The organism is Rhizobium sp. PP-CC-3G-465, from assembly GCF_004343445.1.
Lineage (GTDB): Bacteria > Pseudomonadota > Alphaproteobacteria > Rhizobiales > Rhizobiaceae > Ferranicluibacter > Ferranicluibacter rubi.
Window position 1 is genome coordinate 1 of record NZ_SLYH01000026.1, and the last position, 17,337, is coordinate 17,337.

Below are 17,337 nucleotides of genomic sequence, written 5' to 3' on the forward strand. Positions count from 1 at the left end.
CTTATGCCGGAGCATGTTCGCTCCAAAGCCCTCATCGCTCCCCCAGCTTTCGCCCCACCACAAAAGCCGCGCGGGCGGCCGCCGAAAAATCCTCAGTTCTCCCTCGCATCCACATCGGCATAAGTGGGGAATTTACTTCCGCACTTCCTTCTGGGGAAAATTCACGCGGCATTGACACTCAATTCTGTTTGCGGACCGCTTTCAGGCCGCAAGGGCGTAGACGCGAATGTTCAACCGCACGCCCGTACACGAAATTCCTGACACTCCCCTCGGCGCGTCGAGCTACACCTACGCGGAAGCCACATGGACCCAGACCCTGCCGGACTGGATTGGCTCCCACGTCCGCATGTTCACCTTCTTCGACGGTGTGCCCCGGCTGATCGTGCCCGATAATCTGAAGTCCGGCGTCAACCGCGCCAGCTTCTACTATCCTGAGATCAACCGCAGCTACGGGGTCATGGCGCCTCATTATGGCGTTGGCGTCCTGCCAGCACGTCCGCGACGCCCGAAGGACAAGGCCAAGGTGGAGAATGGCGTAAAGTTCGCCCAGAGCTGCATTCTCGGCCGTCTTCGCAAACAGACATTCTTCTCGCTCACGGAAGCCAATGCCGCGATCGCTCAGATGCTAGAGCGCATCAACAATCACGTCATGCGCCGGTTGGGCGTCAGTCGTCGGAACCTCTTTGAGACCATCGAACAGGCAGCACTCGCTGGTCTGCCCACCGAGCACTACGAGTTCGCAGAATGGCGCTTGGCGCGGGTGTCGACGGATTATCACGTCGAATTCCAGAGCTTTTTCTATTCCGTCCCTCACAGCCTCATCCGGAGCCAAGTCGATATCCGGGCCACCGCACGAATGATCGAGATCTTCCATCGCGGCAAACGCGTTGCGGTGCATCAGCGCCGCTATGGTGGCCCGCGTTACGGAACAGACCCGGCGCATATGCCGAGTTCGCACCGCCGCTATGCCGAATGGACGCCGGAACGCTTCCGCCGATGGGGCGCGTCCATCGGGCCCCAGACCGAGGGGCTTATCATCGCCATTCTCACCAGCCGACCGCATCCGGAACAAGGCTTTAGAACATGCCTGGGGATACTGCGGCTCTACCGGGATATCGGTCATGACCGCGCCGAGGCCGTTTCAGCACGGGCTGTCGATATCGGCGGCTTGAACAGCAAGACCATCGCCTCGCTCATCGCCACCTACAAAGGCAAAAGACCTTCCACCGAACCTGCCGCCGTCGTGGAACACGCCAACTTGCGCGGTCCCGGCTACTTTCATTGAGGAAACAATCCATCATGCTGAGCAATCCCACCATCGACATGCTACGTGATCTTGGCCTTTTCGGCATGGCAAGCGCCTATCAAGAACTCGACACGCAACCGGAAGCCAGGCACCTCGAGCACGGTGAATGGCTCGCTCTTCTTCTTGAGCGAGAGACCACCGCACGCCGTCAGAAGCGCTTCGAGGCCCGGGCCCGGACCGCAAACCTCCGCCACGACGCCCAACTCGAGAACATTGACTTCCGCACCACCCGTGGGCTCGATCGCAATCTCTTCCTGAAGCTCGCCGGATGCGACTGGATCCGCCAGCGCCACAGCATACTGATGATCGGACCTGCCGGCGTCGGCAAGAGCTGGCTGTCTTGCGCTCTCGGACACAAAGCATGCCGCGAGGACTTCTCCGTCGCCTATCATCGCCTACCCAGACTGTTCGCCACGCTGGCCTTGGCGCGTGGGGACGGTCGATATCCGAAGGTGCTGAAGGCTTTGGCGAGAACCGACCTACTCATTCTTGATGACTGGGGACCAGAGAAGCTCAATGACGAGCAACGGCGCGACCTCCTGGAGATCGTCGAGGACAGATACGAGAAGCGATCCACCATCGTCACCAGCCAGGTGCCGGTCGAACACTGGTACGACATGATCGGCAATCCGACCATCGCAGATGCCGTCCTGGACCGGCTCGTGCACAATGCATACCGCATCGAACTCTCCGGCGAGAGCATGCGAAAGCAACGTTCCGTCACCGCCGCGGAAACAACCCAGGCTTGACGGCGCGATAATCAGGATCCATTCATTGCGAAGACCCAGAGTTCAGCTTGAGATGACCGGCTTCACGCCGGAATCGTGGCCGGAATGAATTCGGAATGGGTGGCCGGCTTCGCGTCGGAATAGGTGGCCGGCTTCATTGGAATGCGCAGCCAGGCCCCTCTCCTCTACGCCGCAGCACAGGAAAAGAGGAATGAGAGGCTGCCTTCCGGCCCCTTGGAGATGAAAAATATAACTTGACGATATTCTGCCTGCAGAATGATCAACGGGGGAGACTAGGAGAGGTAGCCGCAACAGACAGTTTCACTCCCAAATACAAAGCAATAACCTGGAAAATGAGACCCCGGTACTTGTAAACTCGCTTACAGGGTGTTGAATCTCAGCAAACTATTCGAGGATTCGCCCTGGCTGAACTGCGCCCCATTTCCGATAATTACGAACGCGTGACCTTGCACGTTTTGTTTGTTCACGGCCTTTCCGGGCATCCAGACACAACCTGGAAAAGCTCGGATCTAACGGAGCCAGTTTGGCCCAAATGGCTCGAAAACGACATCCTAGAGATCGGCTTATGGCTTGTGGGTTACCCCGCCGCCAAAACCAACTGGGCCGGTCACAGCATGCCTCTCGCAGACCGTGCGGGAAACATTCTCGCATTGCTGTTGTCGGAGCCGCGGCTAGCCACGGGAAATATTGCATTCGTAACTCATAGTCTCGGCGGGCTTGTCGTTGAGCAGATCCTCCGAACGGCCGAGCGCGATGCCGATACCGACCCTCGGGCGCATAGCTTTCTTTCCAGAGTCAAGAAGATCGCCTTTCTCGGTACTCCACATCGCGGCGCGCTTCTGGCGAGCGTTCTCACCAAAATCGGGTCAATCGTCCGTTCATCGGCGTCCACTCGGGATCTCATCACGAACAATCCGCAGCTCCGCGACCTGAACCTGTGGTATCGCACCTTCAGTGCCAACAACGGTATTGAGAACTTGCAGCTTGCCGAAGGTCGTCCTGAGACGCTCATGGGGATAAGGCTACCTGATGTCATAGGGACGATCGTTCAGCCAAATAGTTCGGATGCCGGTTTGCCCGAACTACCCATTGTTGTTGACCAAAGCCATCGGACGATTTGTAGCCCAGAAAGTCGCGGCAATGAGGTGTACATCCACGTCCGCGACTTCTTGCGAAGATCACCTGCGTCACCGCGCGGGAGATCGCTGCTAACTGGAAGCGGCCGACACCAATACCAGGACACTTCAGGAACTGGTTTCGAGTGACCGGGAGAAGAACGAAAAGCTAGGGAATATTGAGCGATCCCTTGAAGACTTGTCCTGGCAGCGCCCCAATCCGGCGCTGGTCGACGGTGAAGTCGAGCGCCAGCTGCAGACCCTTAGGAAAAGGCGTATGTTTGGTGGCGCGGACCCAGTAACCCGGGCGCGCAAACTTGCGGCTGACTTGCGCAGGGGAAATCTTTCCGCATGTAGCGCGCCCGTCAAATCAAAAACTCTGGCTTGGTGCGTAGTAGGCTTCGCAGTAGGCGCATCTGCCGCCGGTCATCTCGCCTAACGCAGTGCGGACCGCCTTAACGGCGTAGAGCTTGAACTTGAAACCGTCCCTACGGCCGTCGTCCTCGAAGTGGCGGATGGCGCGTGCGCGCTCATGCTCGGGGGCGGCGGAATCGGCCAGCTCGGGCGGGCATTCGGGGCGCGTCAGGACCTTCAAGGCACTTCTGTCCTGTTTGCGTCCAGCAGCTGCTGGAGGCGCGAGATTGTCGCCTCGGAGACAGCCCGGCGGACTTGCATACCTTCGCGCGCGGGCGCCGACCGAAGGAACTCGTCGGTCGCAAGAAGTGCGATCTGCTCGCGCCGATTGCTCCCGAGCGCCTCGCGGTCGCCGATGGTGTCGCGCAACTCCGCGATGCGCTCCGATGTATCGTTGGTTCGAGGCAGCGAGCGCAAGTAGTAGAGTTCCGTGAGTCGCGCCTCGACCTCAGGATCGAGCAGGCTCTCCAGCCCGAAGTGACGCGAGGTCAGCAGGTCCTCGACGTTCATTCCCTCGATCGGCGGCAAATCCTGGTCGATCATCGTGCCTTGGCCCGGGACACGCCGTAGGACGGCGACCTCCCTATTCCTGATGCCGCGGAGGACGAGCGGGTCGTGTGTGCTGGCGACGAACTGGACCTGTGGGAACGCCTTTCGCAGTGAAGAGACCATCCTCATCTTCCAGCGCGGATGGAGGTGTGCGTCGAGCTCGTCTATGAGGACGATCGCTGACGCGCTGAGCAGGTTTTCCCAGCGCTCGAAGAGCATCCTCATGATCGCGCAGGCCATCCCAACCACGGTCTGATATCCCGCAGACAAGTCGTTCAACGGCGCCTGGTGGCCGCCGACCGTGAAGAGAATGCGCGATCCTCGCTTCACGATGTCGCTCTCGTCGCCGATCGGCAGAAGTTCGCGAAGCGCCAGCGCGGCCGCGCCGAAGCGATGCTCGTCGAGGTCCAGCAGCCACGCTGCGGGATGCGGTATGCGGGCCACCGGCTGCAGGAGCGGCGCCAACTTGGCGAACCGCGTCGCAGGATCCTCAGCGCGTCTCGAGCGCCGCGGCTCCGCGTAGCGCAACGCCCCGAAGCCGAGGACGACAGCAGAAGGTCGGGGCGTCCCTTCGAAACTCTTGGAGCCCCGGTCGAAGTGGAGCTCGGTCGGGATCTCCTTGTCGAAGAACGTCAGCCGGACCCAGCCTTGCTTTGCTCCGATGGAGAGCACTCGCGATGGCCGCATGAAGCGGGAGGCCTCCTCCGCGCCGGCCAGCGCGAGCCCGATCGCTTGCAGGACGCTGCTCTTCCCCGCGGCGTTCTCGCCGAGCAGCATGAGCCACGGAGCCGCGTCCCCGGTTTGCTCGGCGAAAGTCACGTCCAGCTGCCGGAGCGACTTGAAGTTCCTGATCTCGACCCGTGCGATCGATCGGGCGTTGAGGCGGAAGGAGTCGGCGTCGAGGATCACCTCGTCGGCGCTCCGGCGTTCCTCGGGAACGGCGAAGTTCGGTTGCAGAGCGGGCCGGCCGAGCTCCCTTTCGTCGAAGGCTTGGCGAATGACAGCGACGTAAGGCGGATGGTCGTCGAGCAGCTTATCTAGAAGCCGCCATGTTGGGACGCGTCCGGAGCGCTCGGACGCTTCGATTGCCGATACCGTTCGACTGTATGTATCCCTCCGCTCACGGACTAGGGGCGCCCGGTTGAGATTGAGGATCTGTATCGTCGCAGCGCCCCTTTCGGTCAGCGCTCGGACGGTGCCGTCGGAACTAAACGAGAGGTGCTGCCCCGGGTCGTCCCTGCACGGATCGACGAGGATGGCCCGCTCGGTTTCGATGACAGTCTCTATGGGGGTCATCGGCTCGGCTCGCTCACCCTCGACTGGGAAGATCGCCCGCTTCGCGCGGTTGCACGCGGGGCAGCTAGCATAATGGTTCAGCCATTCCAGTGTAAGCCAAGAGTAGTGATCGGGACTGGCGGTGCCCTTAACGTCCGTCGCTCCGGACTTCGGCCTGAAGTGGTCGATCACCAGGTCGGCGGTTATGCCGATCGCAGACTCACATACGCGCACTTGCCGTGGAACGCCTGCTGAAGTGCCTCGCGGGCGGGTCTGACGACACGGGTCCAGAGCTTCTCGACCGGGTTACGCCGCTGTTCCCGTCGAGCCGGCGGCAGCGCTGCGTAAAATCGGCCGATCTCGAACCGACCTTCTTGGACGAGAGAAGACGGGTATGGGGACGTGGCGTCGCGTTCGATCCGTATCATGTTCTGCTGACCGCCTTCAATTCGCGGATGCGATCCAAGTCGCTAGGTGCAAATTATTACTAGCACGCTGTGAAGTCCAGCGACGATCGGTCGGCAGTGCTCTGTCAGAGAAATCACACCGGCAGGGTGCCATGGTCAGGTCCAATACTCCGTCGCGCAGCCCGTGGACCGCTACCCTAGCATCAGGCCGATTTCTGCGGTTCCTACGCTCGCGGGCTTCGTCCCCTGGTCCCGGGAGGGCTGGCAAACGTTATCGAGCGTCAGGTCGCGCGGCTTGCCGGCCGGATCGGTAAGGACCAGCGATGTAGGCGAGGCAACTTGGCGATCCTGAACCATCGCAATGCCAGAAGGTGTTCGGTCATCAGTAGCCTCTTCCTTAGCAATGGCCGATCGCGGGCTAAATGAGCGTCGGTTTTCAGGAGCGACAACAACGAACCCAAATGGCCGACATGACGGCGCAATGCGGTCATGAATCTGAACACACCGAATGGTGGAGGCTGGAAAGGCCTGTCCCGTTCTGGCAAGGAACAGCTGCTGCGACGGCAGTCGGATCACCATCTTTTCGGTTGCAACTTTCTCTGAAGATCGTAACTATCGCGAGAACTGAAATTCACATAACTCGGAATTATGCGAATTCGGCATTGGCAGGCGATTACTCCCAGTCGCCGGATTGTCGCGTCTGAACTCAATAAAATTGGAGATTTAGCAAGTTTTTCTTACGCGGTGTGGGTTCGAATCCGTAGAAGGAGCTCCACTATCTACGCGATGAGTGTATTTCAGACCAGGCAAGCCGATAACCGTTCAGGCGCAAGCGATGGCGTCTGCTAGCTCGCCCATTACCGAACTTCTCTAGATTCTTTCGAACGTTCAGGCTTGCTTTTCGTGGGTCAGCAGGGCCGTGCGCGTAGTTCAGCGTTTTCCGCTTCCAATTGGGCAAGACGCTCGCGCAGTGGACTGACGGCGGCGGCGATCTCATCTTCCGTAAAGCGCGGAGTGATGTGCTGTGGGCAGTTCCAGTCGAAGGCTTCGAGCTTCAGGCGGAAAATCCGCTCCAGCTTTGCTCTGTACGCACCATCCTTGACCATTTCTGTCAGTGACGGTTCGTCGTCCAGTGCAAGCTTCTCTACATGAGCATAGATCTTCAGGCGCGCGCGCCGGGGGTAGTCCATCAGGAACAAACAAGCGCGGTCGTTGGCCGCAAAGTTGCCTCTGCTGATATATTGCCGATTTCCGCGATAGTCGGCAAAAGCCAGCGTTTGGTCATCGATCACCTTGAGGAAACCGCGTGCGCCGCCGCGATGCTGCACATAGGGCCAGCCAGTTTCCGATACGGAGGCGATGTAAAAGCTGTCGCGCTCGCCGATGAACGCCTGCTCGTTGTCCGTGAACCGGTCGAATTCCCGATGCCCTCGGAAATCAGACCACATTCCATCGGCTCCCATTTCTGCCTGTGCCGCACGGACGCTTGGTGTCGTCGCAATGTCCATAAACCCATAGCCCACGGTCGCTCTCCTGTCACTGATTGTCGATACCGTCACTCTAGCTATTTCGTCCAGCGGGATAATCCGGTAACTTTGGATATTACCTAACCGAAAAATGGCAGAGTTAATGGATCGACTTGGGGCAATGTCGATGCTGATCGAGGTTGTGGACAGCGGCAGCTTTTCAGCGGCGGCAAGGCGCCTGCGTATTCCGTTGACAACAATAGCTCGGAAAATCTCGGACCTGGAGGCCGCCCTGGGCGCAAAGCTGCTGATACGCACGACACGCAAGCTTAGCCTGACCGACGCAGGAATAACGTATGTCGCGACAGCGCGCCGGATCATCGATCAGGTCAACGAAGCGGAGCGTGAGGTGGCCGGCGAGTTTACCGTTCCTAGGGGTGATCTCGTCATAACCGCACCGATACAATTCGGTCAGTTGCACGTTCTGCCGATCGTGGCTGATTTTCTGGCTCTTTTCCCCGAAATCAACATTCGTTTGTTGCTGCTGGACCAAAACGTCCAACTGGTGAACGACCACGTCGACATGGCCGTTCGGATCGGTAGGCTTGCCGACAGCGCAATGATTTCGACAACGATCGGGGCGATGCGCATGGTCATCTGCGCCAGTCCGCGATTGCTCGCAGTCCATGGTGTGCCGACGACGACAGCAGACTTACAGAGGATGCCGTGTATCACTTTTGACGGGCCGGGACCCTTGTCCGGATGGAACCTGACAGATCCGAGAACGAAGACGCCGGTTGTCGTTCCGGTCACCACGCGTCTTTTGGTCTCGACCGTCGAGGCCGCCCTTCGAGGTGCACTGCTGCATGTCGGCGTTACGCGGCTCCTGCATTACCAGGTTGCCGATGCTGTGAAGGCGGGCGACTTGAAAATTGTCCTCGAACAGTTTGAGCCAAGGCCTGCGCCGGTGAGCGTGGTGCATGCGGCGCGTGGCCAAATGCCGGTAAAAATGCGCAGCTTCATGGAGTTTTCGATACCACGGTTGAGGCGCGGCCTGTTTGAATTGCTGGATGCGAGTGATGAAAGGTGAACATTGCAGCGAGCATCAATCAGCGCCGCGTGATTGTTATGATGTGGAACAGCTCCACTTCAGTAAACAGTGCCGCAGAGATGTATTCTTTTTTCATATACGAACTGCGCATCGATACACTAAAGGCGAAGGCTCGGAATTTCCTTTGATATTTTTTTGGAAACGCGGGGGCCACGGTTCGTATCCGCTCAAGGCGTGAATGCCCATGGGAGCGGCCCTCGCCTCGCTTTATGTAGCGCGGCGGAACTGCCGCGATGCATGTCGTCAAAACGATAGATAGCGAAGTGCGATAAGCCTGCTGGGATCGAGGTATACCCAAAAGAAGAGCATCACCGTCATATTTATGAGGTATTTCTGTTTTAAGGCTCTGACAAGGAAGCTTCGTCGTTTCTCTACACGACGATCAATCGCAGGTATTGACATATATCCGGCTCGTATTAAGAGATGCGAATGCACCCGTAAGTCGTATCCGGAAAGCAGGAATCCAGTGGTGGGATCGAGAGAAGACGACCGCAAGGCACAAAAAGCAGCGCTTTCGATGCTGTTCGCAGCCATAATTTTAGGCCCCGCAGCCGCTAAAGAAAATACAGAGTTTTTTTCTCAGTGCCAAATTTTGCTTCCGGCTGCCGACAAATTCGAAGTAGAATGCACTAAAAATGCTGTGCCATTTGGTAGAACTTTCTACCCGAGCGGTCAGGGCGACGGGGAGGCCGAGTCATTTCGAGTTTTATTCAGTAATTATCGAGGCAATTCGCAGTTCATACTTGGATGTGTCATTAGCGGCAATCCGATGACTGCCCACGTAAACCTGTATTATAAGACCACTTCCGCACCTCTGCCTCCACTGACAAAAGAAAAGATCAAATATGTCGATTTCAACAACAATGTTGGACTCCTCATCAATGGGAAAAGAGTGGTCCTCCTTGCTATACGGCAAGTGGTAACACCTAAAATAAAAGAAGGTTTACCCGGAGTTCCTCGGAATTGCGATCAGGGCAGTATTAACAAAGGTCTGCCTTCTGAAGAAAATCCTACGATGGAACCCGTTGAGGGCAGCGATTCTCTTTTCAAGTACTGCTACTCAAATGCCTATCCGTGTGAGATCGAAAAGTATCATTCGTCGTTTGGAAGACCTGGCGGAAATATAACATTTTCGCCAGCGTATAAGCTATTTATAGATGACAATGGTAAGCTGATTGTACGGGATGAATACCGAAAGGAAGCTTGTAAAAGCTGGAAAGATATCTACAGCGATTCAGCGATAATACTTGATACTTGCGAATAGACTTACAAATAATCGAGGGTTAAATGTCTATATTTGTTTCACTGACACTGAGAAATTACAACGCTGCCAGCATCAGGACGAGCGACGTTCCAGTTGGACATGCAGGTTTCATTCAAGTCAATGACGCTGGCATCGCCACTTATTATGAGTATGGGCGTTACAATCCTGCAACGCAGAAAGGCCTTATAACTAATAATCCAAATGGTCCCACTGAAGGGAATATTCGCAGCGTACCGTTAGGGCAACTCGAAATTGGTCCTGATGGAAAAATTACCGCTATATCAATGAAGGCGGCGCTTGATACGGTATTCGGAACCTCGGGAATTTACACTAAAGATGTAGGGGCGGTATCTGTAGCTCAATTCAAGACGAATAGTCTACAAAACCAAAAGATATCCAACTTCATTGCAGACGCTAAGTCGAAAGTAAATGCGGGAACGCTTTCATACTCTCTTGCAGGCGTTAATTGCTTGAGATTCACCTACAACGCTGCGCTTGCAGGTGATACAAATATCAATCCAAGCCAAAATCCAAACGATTTCGCGGTTCCTTCGTTGGCTGCCGAGAGGATCCTACAAACTGCAAATGGGGGATACCTTTATTTCGGACCAAAGTCGGCTCAGGAAGGAGGGCTGTATGGTTCCTCGGACATCAATGGACGCATCAAGTTGGCGAAAGACGCCTTCTGGCAGGGGTACCAAGCTCTGAAAAGCTGGAGCCTGAACGACATTGCCAATGCCGTTATATCTCATGTCTATGATGCTAGTGGAACTCCGACAGCGTTGAACGTCAATCGCCCCTCAGGAACGTTGTTCCAGCAGGTAAGCTTGTACGATGGATACAAGACGCGTTTGACGCAGTTTAATCCAGCGGGCGTACGTGTGATGGACACGCTTCTAGACCCAGGCGCAGCCATCGGAACCGGTGCTAATGGCAAGTTGGATAGTGGTTTTATCAAAGCAAGTTACTACGGATCGACAGGGCAGCGAGTATTTGTGAGAACGGCTTGGTCGGACGGTACCAAAACGCGCGTGGCATTCGATAATGAGAACCAAGAGAGTTGGGCTGATAAGACTACAAACTACAATAGCTCTGGACAGGCAATTTACGTTAGAACAATGCATGATGACGGCACTAAAACTGTCGTAAAATACGATGATGGGAATGAGAGTTGGAAGCGGATTACGAGTGCGTATAATTCTGACGGACAGAAGCTTCGGGAACTTTCTGTGTTTGATGATGGGAGCCGTCGTTTTTCGACCTACGAGCCATCGACAGGACAGGTAAGAACGTCCACCACATATAATTCCGCCGGTCAAGTTACTGGTGGCCTCGGATCGTCTGGCGGATTCAACGGCGCATTCGGTGGAAACGGAGATGGGGACGGAAACGGAAGCAATACTGGCTACAACTCTACCAGCGATTGGGGTGGATGTGGCTTTACCGACAGCCAGGGTGTGACGCACCTTTGTGAGATAAGAGCCACGCCCGATGGTAACTATCCGGTCATGCTCGATTTGAATATGGATGGTAGCTTGGACTTGCGCCAGCTTCCGGAAATTGATCCTGCCGGTATCGAAGGTCCAGTCTTTGACTGGGACGGCGATGGACTTGCAAATGTCACCGCTTGGGCAGGCCCACAGGATGGTTGGCTGGCGATTGACCTTAGTGCTACAGGAGCAGCTGGCGCTGACTCAACCATCTCTCAAGCTCAGGAATTGAGTTTTTCATCGTGGGCGTCTCCAGCACAGACTGGCGGTGATCAAGTCTCCGACATGGAGGGCTTGAGGCTGGTGTTCGACACCAATCATAATGATTTACTGGATACGGGAGACGAACGTTGGAGTGAGTTCCGAATCTGGCAGGATGCCAATCAGAATGGCATTTCTGATGCAGGAGAACTTCGTACTCTCGAGCAGGCAGATATCCGGCTGATTGAACTAGTGCCATCATCAGATGGTCAACGGCAGTTTGCGGATGGTTCAAAGATCCTCGGGACGAGCAGTTTTGTGAAGACCGATGGCAGTTACGGGCTGGCTGGCGACGTTATGGTGGCTTACCGGCACGGTAACCTGAACTCGTAATCATTGGAACGTATTCAATGCTACTAACGGCTCGCCGCGCTCGGCGGGCCGTTCTTGCTCTAGCATGGCTACTTTTCCCTGGATTTTTTCATGAACGTTGATGACTGTTCCCCGGATTCGCTTGGTATTCCGGACTCAGAATTATCTATGGTCGACAGCGGACTTGCCGCTCTGTGCCTCATTGCCGGGTATCATCGTATTGCTGCGCAACCCAACGCTTTAGGTCGGGAGCTCGCGCTTAAGGAACTTGCGAAAGCCGATGATGTCCTACGAGCAGCCCGCCTTGTTGGGCTTAAAGCACGGACAGTATCGGGGGTAACGGCTAAACGGCTGCCAACGCTGCCGATGCCCGCGATCGCATGCCTGAGCGACGGCAGCTTTTCTGTCCTGGCGGGCACGATGCCGAACGGGAATTTAAGGCTGGTAGATCCACAAGATATGAAGGCTGCGGAACTCGACCCTTCTCAGGTGCTAGCGCAAACTGGCGGCAACATCCTCCTTCTGCAGCGCAAGCTCTTCGGGGCCGGCGCCTCTGCCACCACATTCGGCTTGAAGTGGTTCCTCCCGTCGATCTGGCGCTACCGACGATCTCTCAGCAACGTGCTCGTCGCCAGCCTTTTTATCCAGATTTTCGCGCTGGTAACGCCGCTATTTTTTCAAGTTGTTGTCGACAAGGTTCTGGCGCACCGAAGCTATTCGACCCTGACCGTCCTTGTGATAGGGCTTGTCGTAATCGGCCTGTTCGATGTCGTGCTCCAGTATCTCCGAACCTATGCGCTAACGCATACGACCAGCCGGATCGACGTCGAACTCGGCCGGCGGCTATTTCGGCATCTCCTTCATCTGCCTCTCAGTTATTTTGAGACGCGGGCCGCTGGCCAAACGGTGGCCCGTATCCGTGAGCTTGAGACCATCCGAGAATTCCTGACGGGACAAGGACTGTTTAGCGGTCTCGATTTTGTTTTTACCTTCGTTTTCATTGCCGTGCTCTTCGCATATTCCTCGACGTTGGCATGGATCGTCGTCGCGTCCATACCACTTTATATCGCCATCGGATTTCTGATCCGGCCCTTTCTGAAGGAGCGCATTGACGAGAAATTCGATCGGGGCGCTTTCAGCCAACAGCTGCTCGTCGAGTCCGTCGTCGGCATGCAGACGTTGAAGGCGGCAGCAATCGAGCCTGTTGTCGCCTCCCAGTGGGAAGAACGGCTCGGGGGATATGTCCGCTCGTCATTTCTCGCCACGATGCTAGCCGCAAAAGGCCAGAACGCCATCCAGTATGTGAGCAAACTGACAAGCGCTGCTTTGCTCCTCTTCGGCGCACAGGCGGTCATCAATGGAGAGTTGAGCGTCGGAGCTCTGCTGGCTTTCAACATGATCGCGGGCCAGGTCGCCCAGCCGATCCTGCGCCTGTCCCAGCTCTGGCAGGATTTCCAGCAGGTACAGATTTCAGTCTCCCGGCTGGCCGATATTCTTAACGCGCCATCTGAGCCCCGTCCCACCCAGCCGGTTTCCCTTCCGAAACCAAAAGGTGCGATCACCTTTAAAAATGTCAGCTTTCGGTATTCGCCCAACGGACCTGAGATTCTAAAAAATATCAACGTCGCGATCCAGTCGGGCGAAGTCGTAGGCATTGTTGGGCCTTCTGGCTCTGGCAAATCGACACTGACAAAACTGATGCAGCGGTTCTACATCCCCGGCTCTGGCCAGGTCTTCGTCGATGGCCAGGACATTTCTCAGATTGACCCGGCCTGGCTGCGATCGAATGTTGGCGTCGTACTTCAGGAAAACCTTCTCTTCAATCGGACGATCCACGACAACATTGCGCTGTCCAACCCCGCCATGTCGCGGGAAGCCGTTATCAAACTCGCCCGGCTCTCCGGCGCAGACGAGTTCATCGTCAAGCTCCCCAACGGCTATGAGACGATGATCGAGGAACGCGGCGCAAACCTTTCCGGTGGGCAACGTCAGCGTATTGCCATTGCACGGGCGCTTTCAACCAATCCGCCGATCCTGATCCTAGACGAGGCGACCAGTGCGCTTGACTACGACAGCGAGCGAATTGTCCTGGCGAATATGCGCCACATCGTGCACGGGCGTACCGTCATCATCATTGCCCATCGTCTAGCAACCGTGCGAACCTGCAACCGGATTGTTGGTATGTCCGACGGACGGATCGTCGAGGCCGGCACCCATGACCAGCTCCTGGCCCGCCAGGATGGCCTCTATGCGCACCTTTGGCGTTTGCAAAATGGAATGCCGGACATGCCTTTGGTGGCGGCACTATGAAGCGCTCGCCCGGATCTGCAAAGATGAAGCTCCGCGACAGAGAGTTTTTGCCGGCGGCCATTGAGCTCCTGGAAACGCCCGCCTCTCCGATACGCGCCGCGATGATCTGGCTTCTCTGCTCGCTTGTGACCATCACTCTGATCTGGGCGTATTTTGGCACGTTCGATATCGTCGCAACGGCCCAAGGCAAGATCCAGCCAACGGGACGAGTCAAAATTGTGCAGTCCGAAGAGACCGGACGCGTGATCTCGACATCGGTCGCCAATGGGCGATTTGTCCAAAAAGGGGAAATCCTGATCGAGCTGGACCCGACCGCGGTTTTGGCTGAGGAAAGAAGCGCCGCCCTTCGCGTTGCCGCCCTTGATGCGGAAATTGCGCGCCGGAAAGCTTCGCAGCGGCTGCTGGTGGCTCTGCTCAAAACAGATTTTCGCGTGTCGGAGTTTAAATCTGCCATCGAACCTGTTCAGTTCCCGAACGGACTGTCCGAGACGGCAATGGAGCGGGAGCGGGACGTTTTTGACGCTGATGGCGAAAAATTCGTCGGTCTGTTTTCAAGCCTACGCGCGCAATATCTAAAAGCGAAGGCACAGGTTGATAGCCATGAGGTCACGGACCGCGCGCAGAAAACGTTCATCTCCACCCTGAACGACCGTGTCGCGATGCGCAGCAGACTTGTGGACGTCTCAGCGGGAACCCGGGCCGCGGTGATGGATGCTAAGGAAACGCTGCAGGAAGCGGAACGGGATCTCGCGTCACAGCGCGGCCAGTACCACGAAGCAATAAGCAATCTCGATGTGATTTACAGCGAAGCACGATCGCAATTTGAAGTAGCGCGGTCGGAAAACATGGAGAAGCTGGTGCAGGCTCGCCGGGATCGAGATCTGGCTGTTCAAGACCATGCTAAAGCCAATCGCAGACTCTCGGCCATGATCATCAGAAGCCCGGATGCAGGCATTGTTCAAACCTCCGCGATCACGACAGTTGGACAATTGGTTACTCCCGGTTCGGAACTGATGCGCATCGTGCCCGACAATGCCAAGTTAGAAATTGAGGCCTACCTGCAAAACCGAGATATTGGTTTTGTTCAGGCAGGTCAGACGGCTGTCATCAAGATCGAGGCCTTTCCCTTCACCCGCTATGGTATCTTGGACGGGAAAGTCACGCGTGTCGCGACCGACGCAATCCCCGAGCCGGACGCCCGGCAGTTGGAAGAAGCGGCTGTCGAGAACTTGCAGTCGACCGTGCCCATCAGTAACGCGCAGCGCGTCCAGAACCTGGTATATCCGGTCGTCGTCGAGCCAACCAATTCGACCATCCGGATCGGCGAACGCTCAATGACACTTTCACCTGGCATGGCGGTCACGATCGAGATCAAGACGGGTCAGCGGCGCATCCTGGAGTATCTCTTCTCACCCCTTGCCGAGATTGCTTCGAGTGCAATGAACGAACGCTGAGCGAAGCTCGAAGCTTCCCCATGGAATAAAGGTATCAGGAATGGCGACACCGTTACAGCCGCTGGACAGAATGCAGAGCGCCATTCAGCTAGCAGCATTCCACTACATTGTTTGCCTGAAGGCAACGCCGAGCAACAAAGATCACACGCTAGCCACCAAGGACATGGAGTACTATTTCGAAAACATTCGAACAGCGGACAGCCGCATACTCCATTTTGAATTTCAAAGATGGGCGACCGGTGCAGTTCTGCGTGATCTGGTTGAGCATTTTTCAATATTCTTATCTGACACCTATCATACTGCTGTCAGTAACAGTCTGAACCGGACATTTGTTGTGTCACCGAAACAATTTCAACGGCGGGGAATTGAAGGCCAACTCGCCATCCTTGCTGCTGAATTCACCGTCGCCCCAGAGTGGGTAAGCCGGTTAAGTGGTTTCAACCGGGCTCGAAACTGCTTAGCGCATCGTGCAGGGATTGTAGGTGGTCCGGACACGACCGATGGTCAGGAAATGGTCGTCAGATGGCTTATGCCGAAGACCACCATAACAGATGACCCGCCCGACCAACGTATTGATGTATCCGGGCCAATGGGCACGCTCGTTCAAGCGCAGCATATTGATGGCGATTTTGCCACAAAGGTTGAACTACAGGATCGTGAGAAAAGGGTGAGGATTGGAGATGACTTGCATTTCAATCCCGACGAAATCTTTGAGATTTGCCAAACCTTTCAACTCGCGGCGGCAGCTTTTAGTGAAATGGGTCCACCCAACGGACTGCCTTCTGATGATTTTACGGCTTTAAATAATTGATATCATTGATAATAACAAAACGGCTTGCAATTTTTGTCTTCAGAGCCTATTTTATACCTAGAGCAACGCTCCGGGGTCAGCGCCAAGCGCTGGCCGAATGGATTTAGGCCCCGAAAGGGGCCTTTTCTATGAGAAGCAGCTGTATTTGATGCCGAGGCTTGGCCGGTCCTGCGGCGGCAACAGTGCGTCAATCAGCTTTCCTGCCGCCATCAGATCGACATACGGTTTGTACGTGGGTTCGTAGCCGCCCTTGGCCATGGGATACAGGATCAGATCGGCCACCTGAATCATGGGCGTCTTTTTGGTTCGGCGTTTAGGCTCACCCATGACGATACGCCGGAAATCTTCAGGTGACAGGGAGGCATAGTTCCCTGATGGCTGGTTGCCGAACGGCATGCCTTCGGATTTGAGCGCCTTGGTGTACTGGATCAGTTCGCGATCCTCGTGCTTGCCGCATTCCTCGAAAAATACCCGTAAGACACGTCCCTGGCTGTCGGCATATTTTGCGGCCCGCTCAATCAGGATCGAATACGCGGTCTTGCACATGAACCACAGCCGCTCGGCATACTGTTCGCGGTAGCGGGCCACGTAGCCGGGGCGGTCAATCACGGCGGCAATGCCGATGATCGGCAGCCCCAGCATGAACGCATCCAGCTCCGGAAAAAACACGCGGGCGTTTTCCGGCTTCTTGAGCCAGCCGAACTGGCCGCGTCCGCCCCGGATTTCCTGGGAGTGCAGTGGATAATCAATGGTGTTCCTGGCACAGAACGCGGCATAAGCCTCCTTCAGGCTTTCCACATCCTCCTCCTTGATGAGGAAACCACCCAGGCCAAAACAATCCATGCGATCGCGGCGCGTTTCCAGGGGGCGGTGGTCCGGATCACGGCTACCGGTGTCATCGATGAACAGATGGTATTCGGGACGCTTGGGAGAAGAAGGCAGGTTCATCGTGAGCGCGATGAACATCCCACCTTTTCTTTTGTGATTTTGGCCGCTTGATATGCTCCTTCATCGACAGGAGCGGAACGGAATGGTTGGAGAAG

13 protein-coding genes and 1 pseudogene are annotated in these 17,337 nt (G+C 56.0%); 10 read left to right on the plus strand and 4 right to left on the minus strand.

Annotation, left to right across the window (positions count from 1 at the left end; all coding sequences use genetic code 11):
* The 4 genes and pseudogenes from C8J33_RS27410 to C8J33_RS25770 all read left to right on the plus strand — a co-directional run.
* Window positions 1–123: pseudogene (locus tag C8J33_RS27410) on the plus strand (AAA family ATPase); the annotation flags it as partial.
* A 103-nt stretch (window positions 124–226) separates the two neighbouring features.
* Window positions 227–1,285: an IS21 family transposase gene (gene istA / locus C8J33_RS25760; protein ID WP_245507295.1), complete on the plus strand. Its 1,059-nt coding sequence runs from the start codon at window positions 227–229 to the stop codon at window positions 1,283–1,285.
* A 14-nt stretch (window positions 1,286–1,299) separates the two neighbouring features.
* The gene (istB, locus tag C8J33_RS25765) at window positions 1,300–2,055 is read left to right on the plus strand and encodes an IS21-like element helper ATPase IstB (RefSeq protein ID WP_132665829.1); all 756 of its coding nucleotides are present in this window, start codon (window positions 1,300–1,302) and stop codon (window positions 2,053–2,055) included.
* 440 nt (window positions 2,056–2,495) lie between these two features.
* A complete protein-coding gene (locus tag C8J33_RS25770) occupies window positions 2,496–3,320 on the plus strand; it encodes a hypothetical protein (RefSeq protein WP_165929900.1) in 825 nt (274 codons plus the stop codon).
* Between the two features lie 220 nt (window positions 3,321–3,540).
* Here the strand turns inward: C8J33_RS25770 and C8J33_RS25775 are convergent, their stop codons facing one another.
* From C8J33_RS25775 to C8J33_RS25785, 3 genes are all read right to left on the minus strand, one after another.
* Window positions 3,541–3,765 carry a hypothetical protein gene (locus C8J33_RS25775; RefSeq protein ID WP_132665831.1) on the minus strand — a complete coding sequence of 75 codons (225 nt, stop codon included), beginning with the start codon at window positions 3,763–3,765 and terminating at the stop codon, window positions 3,541–3,543.
* The gene (locus C8J33_RS25780; protein ID WP_132665832.1) at window positions 3,762–5,429 is read right to left on the minus strand and encodes an AAA family ATPase; all 1,668 of its coding nucleotides are present in this window, start codon (window positions 5,427–5,429) and stop codon (window positions 3,762–3,764) included. The genes C8J33_RS25775 and C8J33_RS25780 overlap by 4 nt, the downstream gene beginning before the upstream one ends.
* Window positions 5,430–6,723: 1,294 nt before the next feature.
* Window positions 6,724–7,338, minus strand: a complete 615-nt coding sequence (locus C8J33_RS25785) for a pyridoxamine 5'-phosphate oxidase family protein (RefSeq protein ID WP_132665833.1) — start codon at window positions 7,336–7,338, stop codon at window positions 6,724–6,726.
* Window positions 7,339–7,462: 124 nt separating this feature from the next.
* Here C8J33_RS25785 and C8J33_RS25790 point away from each other — a divergent pair, with 124 nt between their 5' ends.
* The 6 genes from C8J33_RS25790 (at window position 7,463) to C8J33_RS25815 (ending at window position 16,294) form a co-directional block, all read left to right on the plus strand.
* A complete protein-coding gene (locus tag C8J33_RS25790) occupies window positions 7,463–8,371 on the plus strand; it encodes a LysR family transcriptional regulator (RefSeq protein WP_245507296.1) in 909 nt (302 codons plus the stop codon).
* 490 nt (window positions 8,372–8,861) lie between these two features.
* On the plus strand, window positions 8,862–9,656 hold the full coding sequence (locus C8J33_RS25795; RefSeq protein WP_132665835.1) for a hypothetical protein: 795 nt from the start codon (window positions 8,862–8,864) through the stop codon (window positions 9,654–9,656).
* A 23-nt stretch (window positions 9,657–9,679) separates the two neighbouring features.
* The gene (locus C8J33_RS25800; protein WP_132665836.1) at window positions 9,680–11,740 is read left to right on the plus strand and encodes a hypothetical protein; all 2,061 of its coding nucleotides are present in this window, start codon (window positions 9,680–9,682) and stop codon (window positions 11,738–11,740) included.
* A 147-nt stretch (window positions 11,741–11,887) separates the two neighbouring features.
* Entirely contained in the window at window positions 11,888–14,029 is a 2,142-nt protein-coding gene (locus tag C8J33_RS25805) for a type I secretion system permease/ATPase (RefSeq protein WP_165929901.1), read from the plus strand.
* 23 nt (window positions 14,030–14,052) lie between these two features.
* On the plus strand, window positions 14,053–15,483 hold the full coding sequence (locus tag C8J33_RS25810) for an HlyD family type I secretion periplasmic adaptor subunit (RefSeq protein WP_245507297.1): 1,431 nt from the start codon (window positions 14,053–14,055) through the stop codon (window positions 15,481–15,483).
* A gap of 40 nt (window positions 15,484–15,523) precedes the next feature.
* On the plus strand, window positions 15,524–16,294 hold the full coding sequence (locus tag C8J33_RS25815; RefSeq protein WP_110803118.1) for a hypothetical protein: 771 nt from the start codon (window positions 15,524–15,526) through the stop codon (window positions 16,292–16,294).
* 126 nt (window positions 16,295–16,420) lie between these two features.
* On the opposite strand, the gene C8J33_RS25820 is transcribed toward C8J33_RS25815, so the two are convergent.
* Entirely contained in the window at window positions 16,421–17,260 is an 840-nt protein-coding gene (locus tag C8J33_RS25820; protein WP_245507298.1) for a DUF3800 domain-containing protein, read from the minus strand.
* Window positions 17,261–17,337 lie beyond the last annotated feature (77 nt).

What these genes read in the sequence shown, in the direction of transcription:
- istA (WP_245507295.1), top strand. Translation starts at nt 227, where the DNA reads ATGTTCAACCGCACGCCCGTACACGAAATTCCTGACACTCCCCTCGGC.
- istB (WP_132665829.1), top strand. Translation starts at nt 1,300, where the DNA reads ATGCTGAGCAATCCCACCATCGACATGCTACGTGATCTTGGCCTTTTC.
- C8J33_RS25780 (WP_132665832.1), bottom strand. Translation starts at nt 5,429, where the DNA reads ATGACCCCCATAGAGACTGTCATCGAAACCGAGCGGGCCATCCTCGTC.
- C8J33_RS25790 (WP_245507296.1), top strand. Translation starts at nt 7,463, where the DNA reads ATGTCGATGCTGATCGAGGTTGTGGACAGCGGCAGCTTTTCAGCGGCG.
- C8J33_RS25800 (WP_132665836.1), top strand. Translation starts at nt 9,680, where the DNA reads ATGTCTATATTTGTTTCACTGACACTGAGAAATTACAACGCTGCCAGC.
- C8J33_RS25805 (WP_165929901.1), top strand. Translation starts at nt 11,888, where the DNA reads ATGGTCGACAGCGGACTTGCCGCTCTGTGCCTCATTGCCGGGTATCAT.
- C8J33_RS25810 (WP_245507297.1), top strand. Translation starts at nt 14,053, where the DNA reads ATGAAGCTCCGCGACAGAGAGTTTTTGCCGGCGGCCATTGAGCTCCTG.
- C8J33_RS25815 (WP_110803118.1), top strand. Translation starts at nt 15,524, where the DNA reads ATGGCGACACCGTTACAGCCGCTGGACAGAATGCAGAGCGCCATTCAG.
- C8J33_RS25820 (WP_245507298.1), bottom strand. Translation starts at nt 17,260, where the DNA reads ATGTTCATCGCGCTCACGATGAACCTGCCTTCTTCTCCCAAGCGTCCC.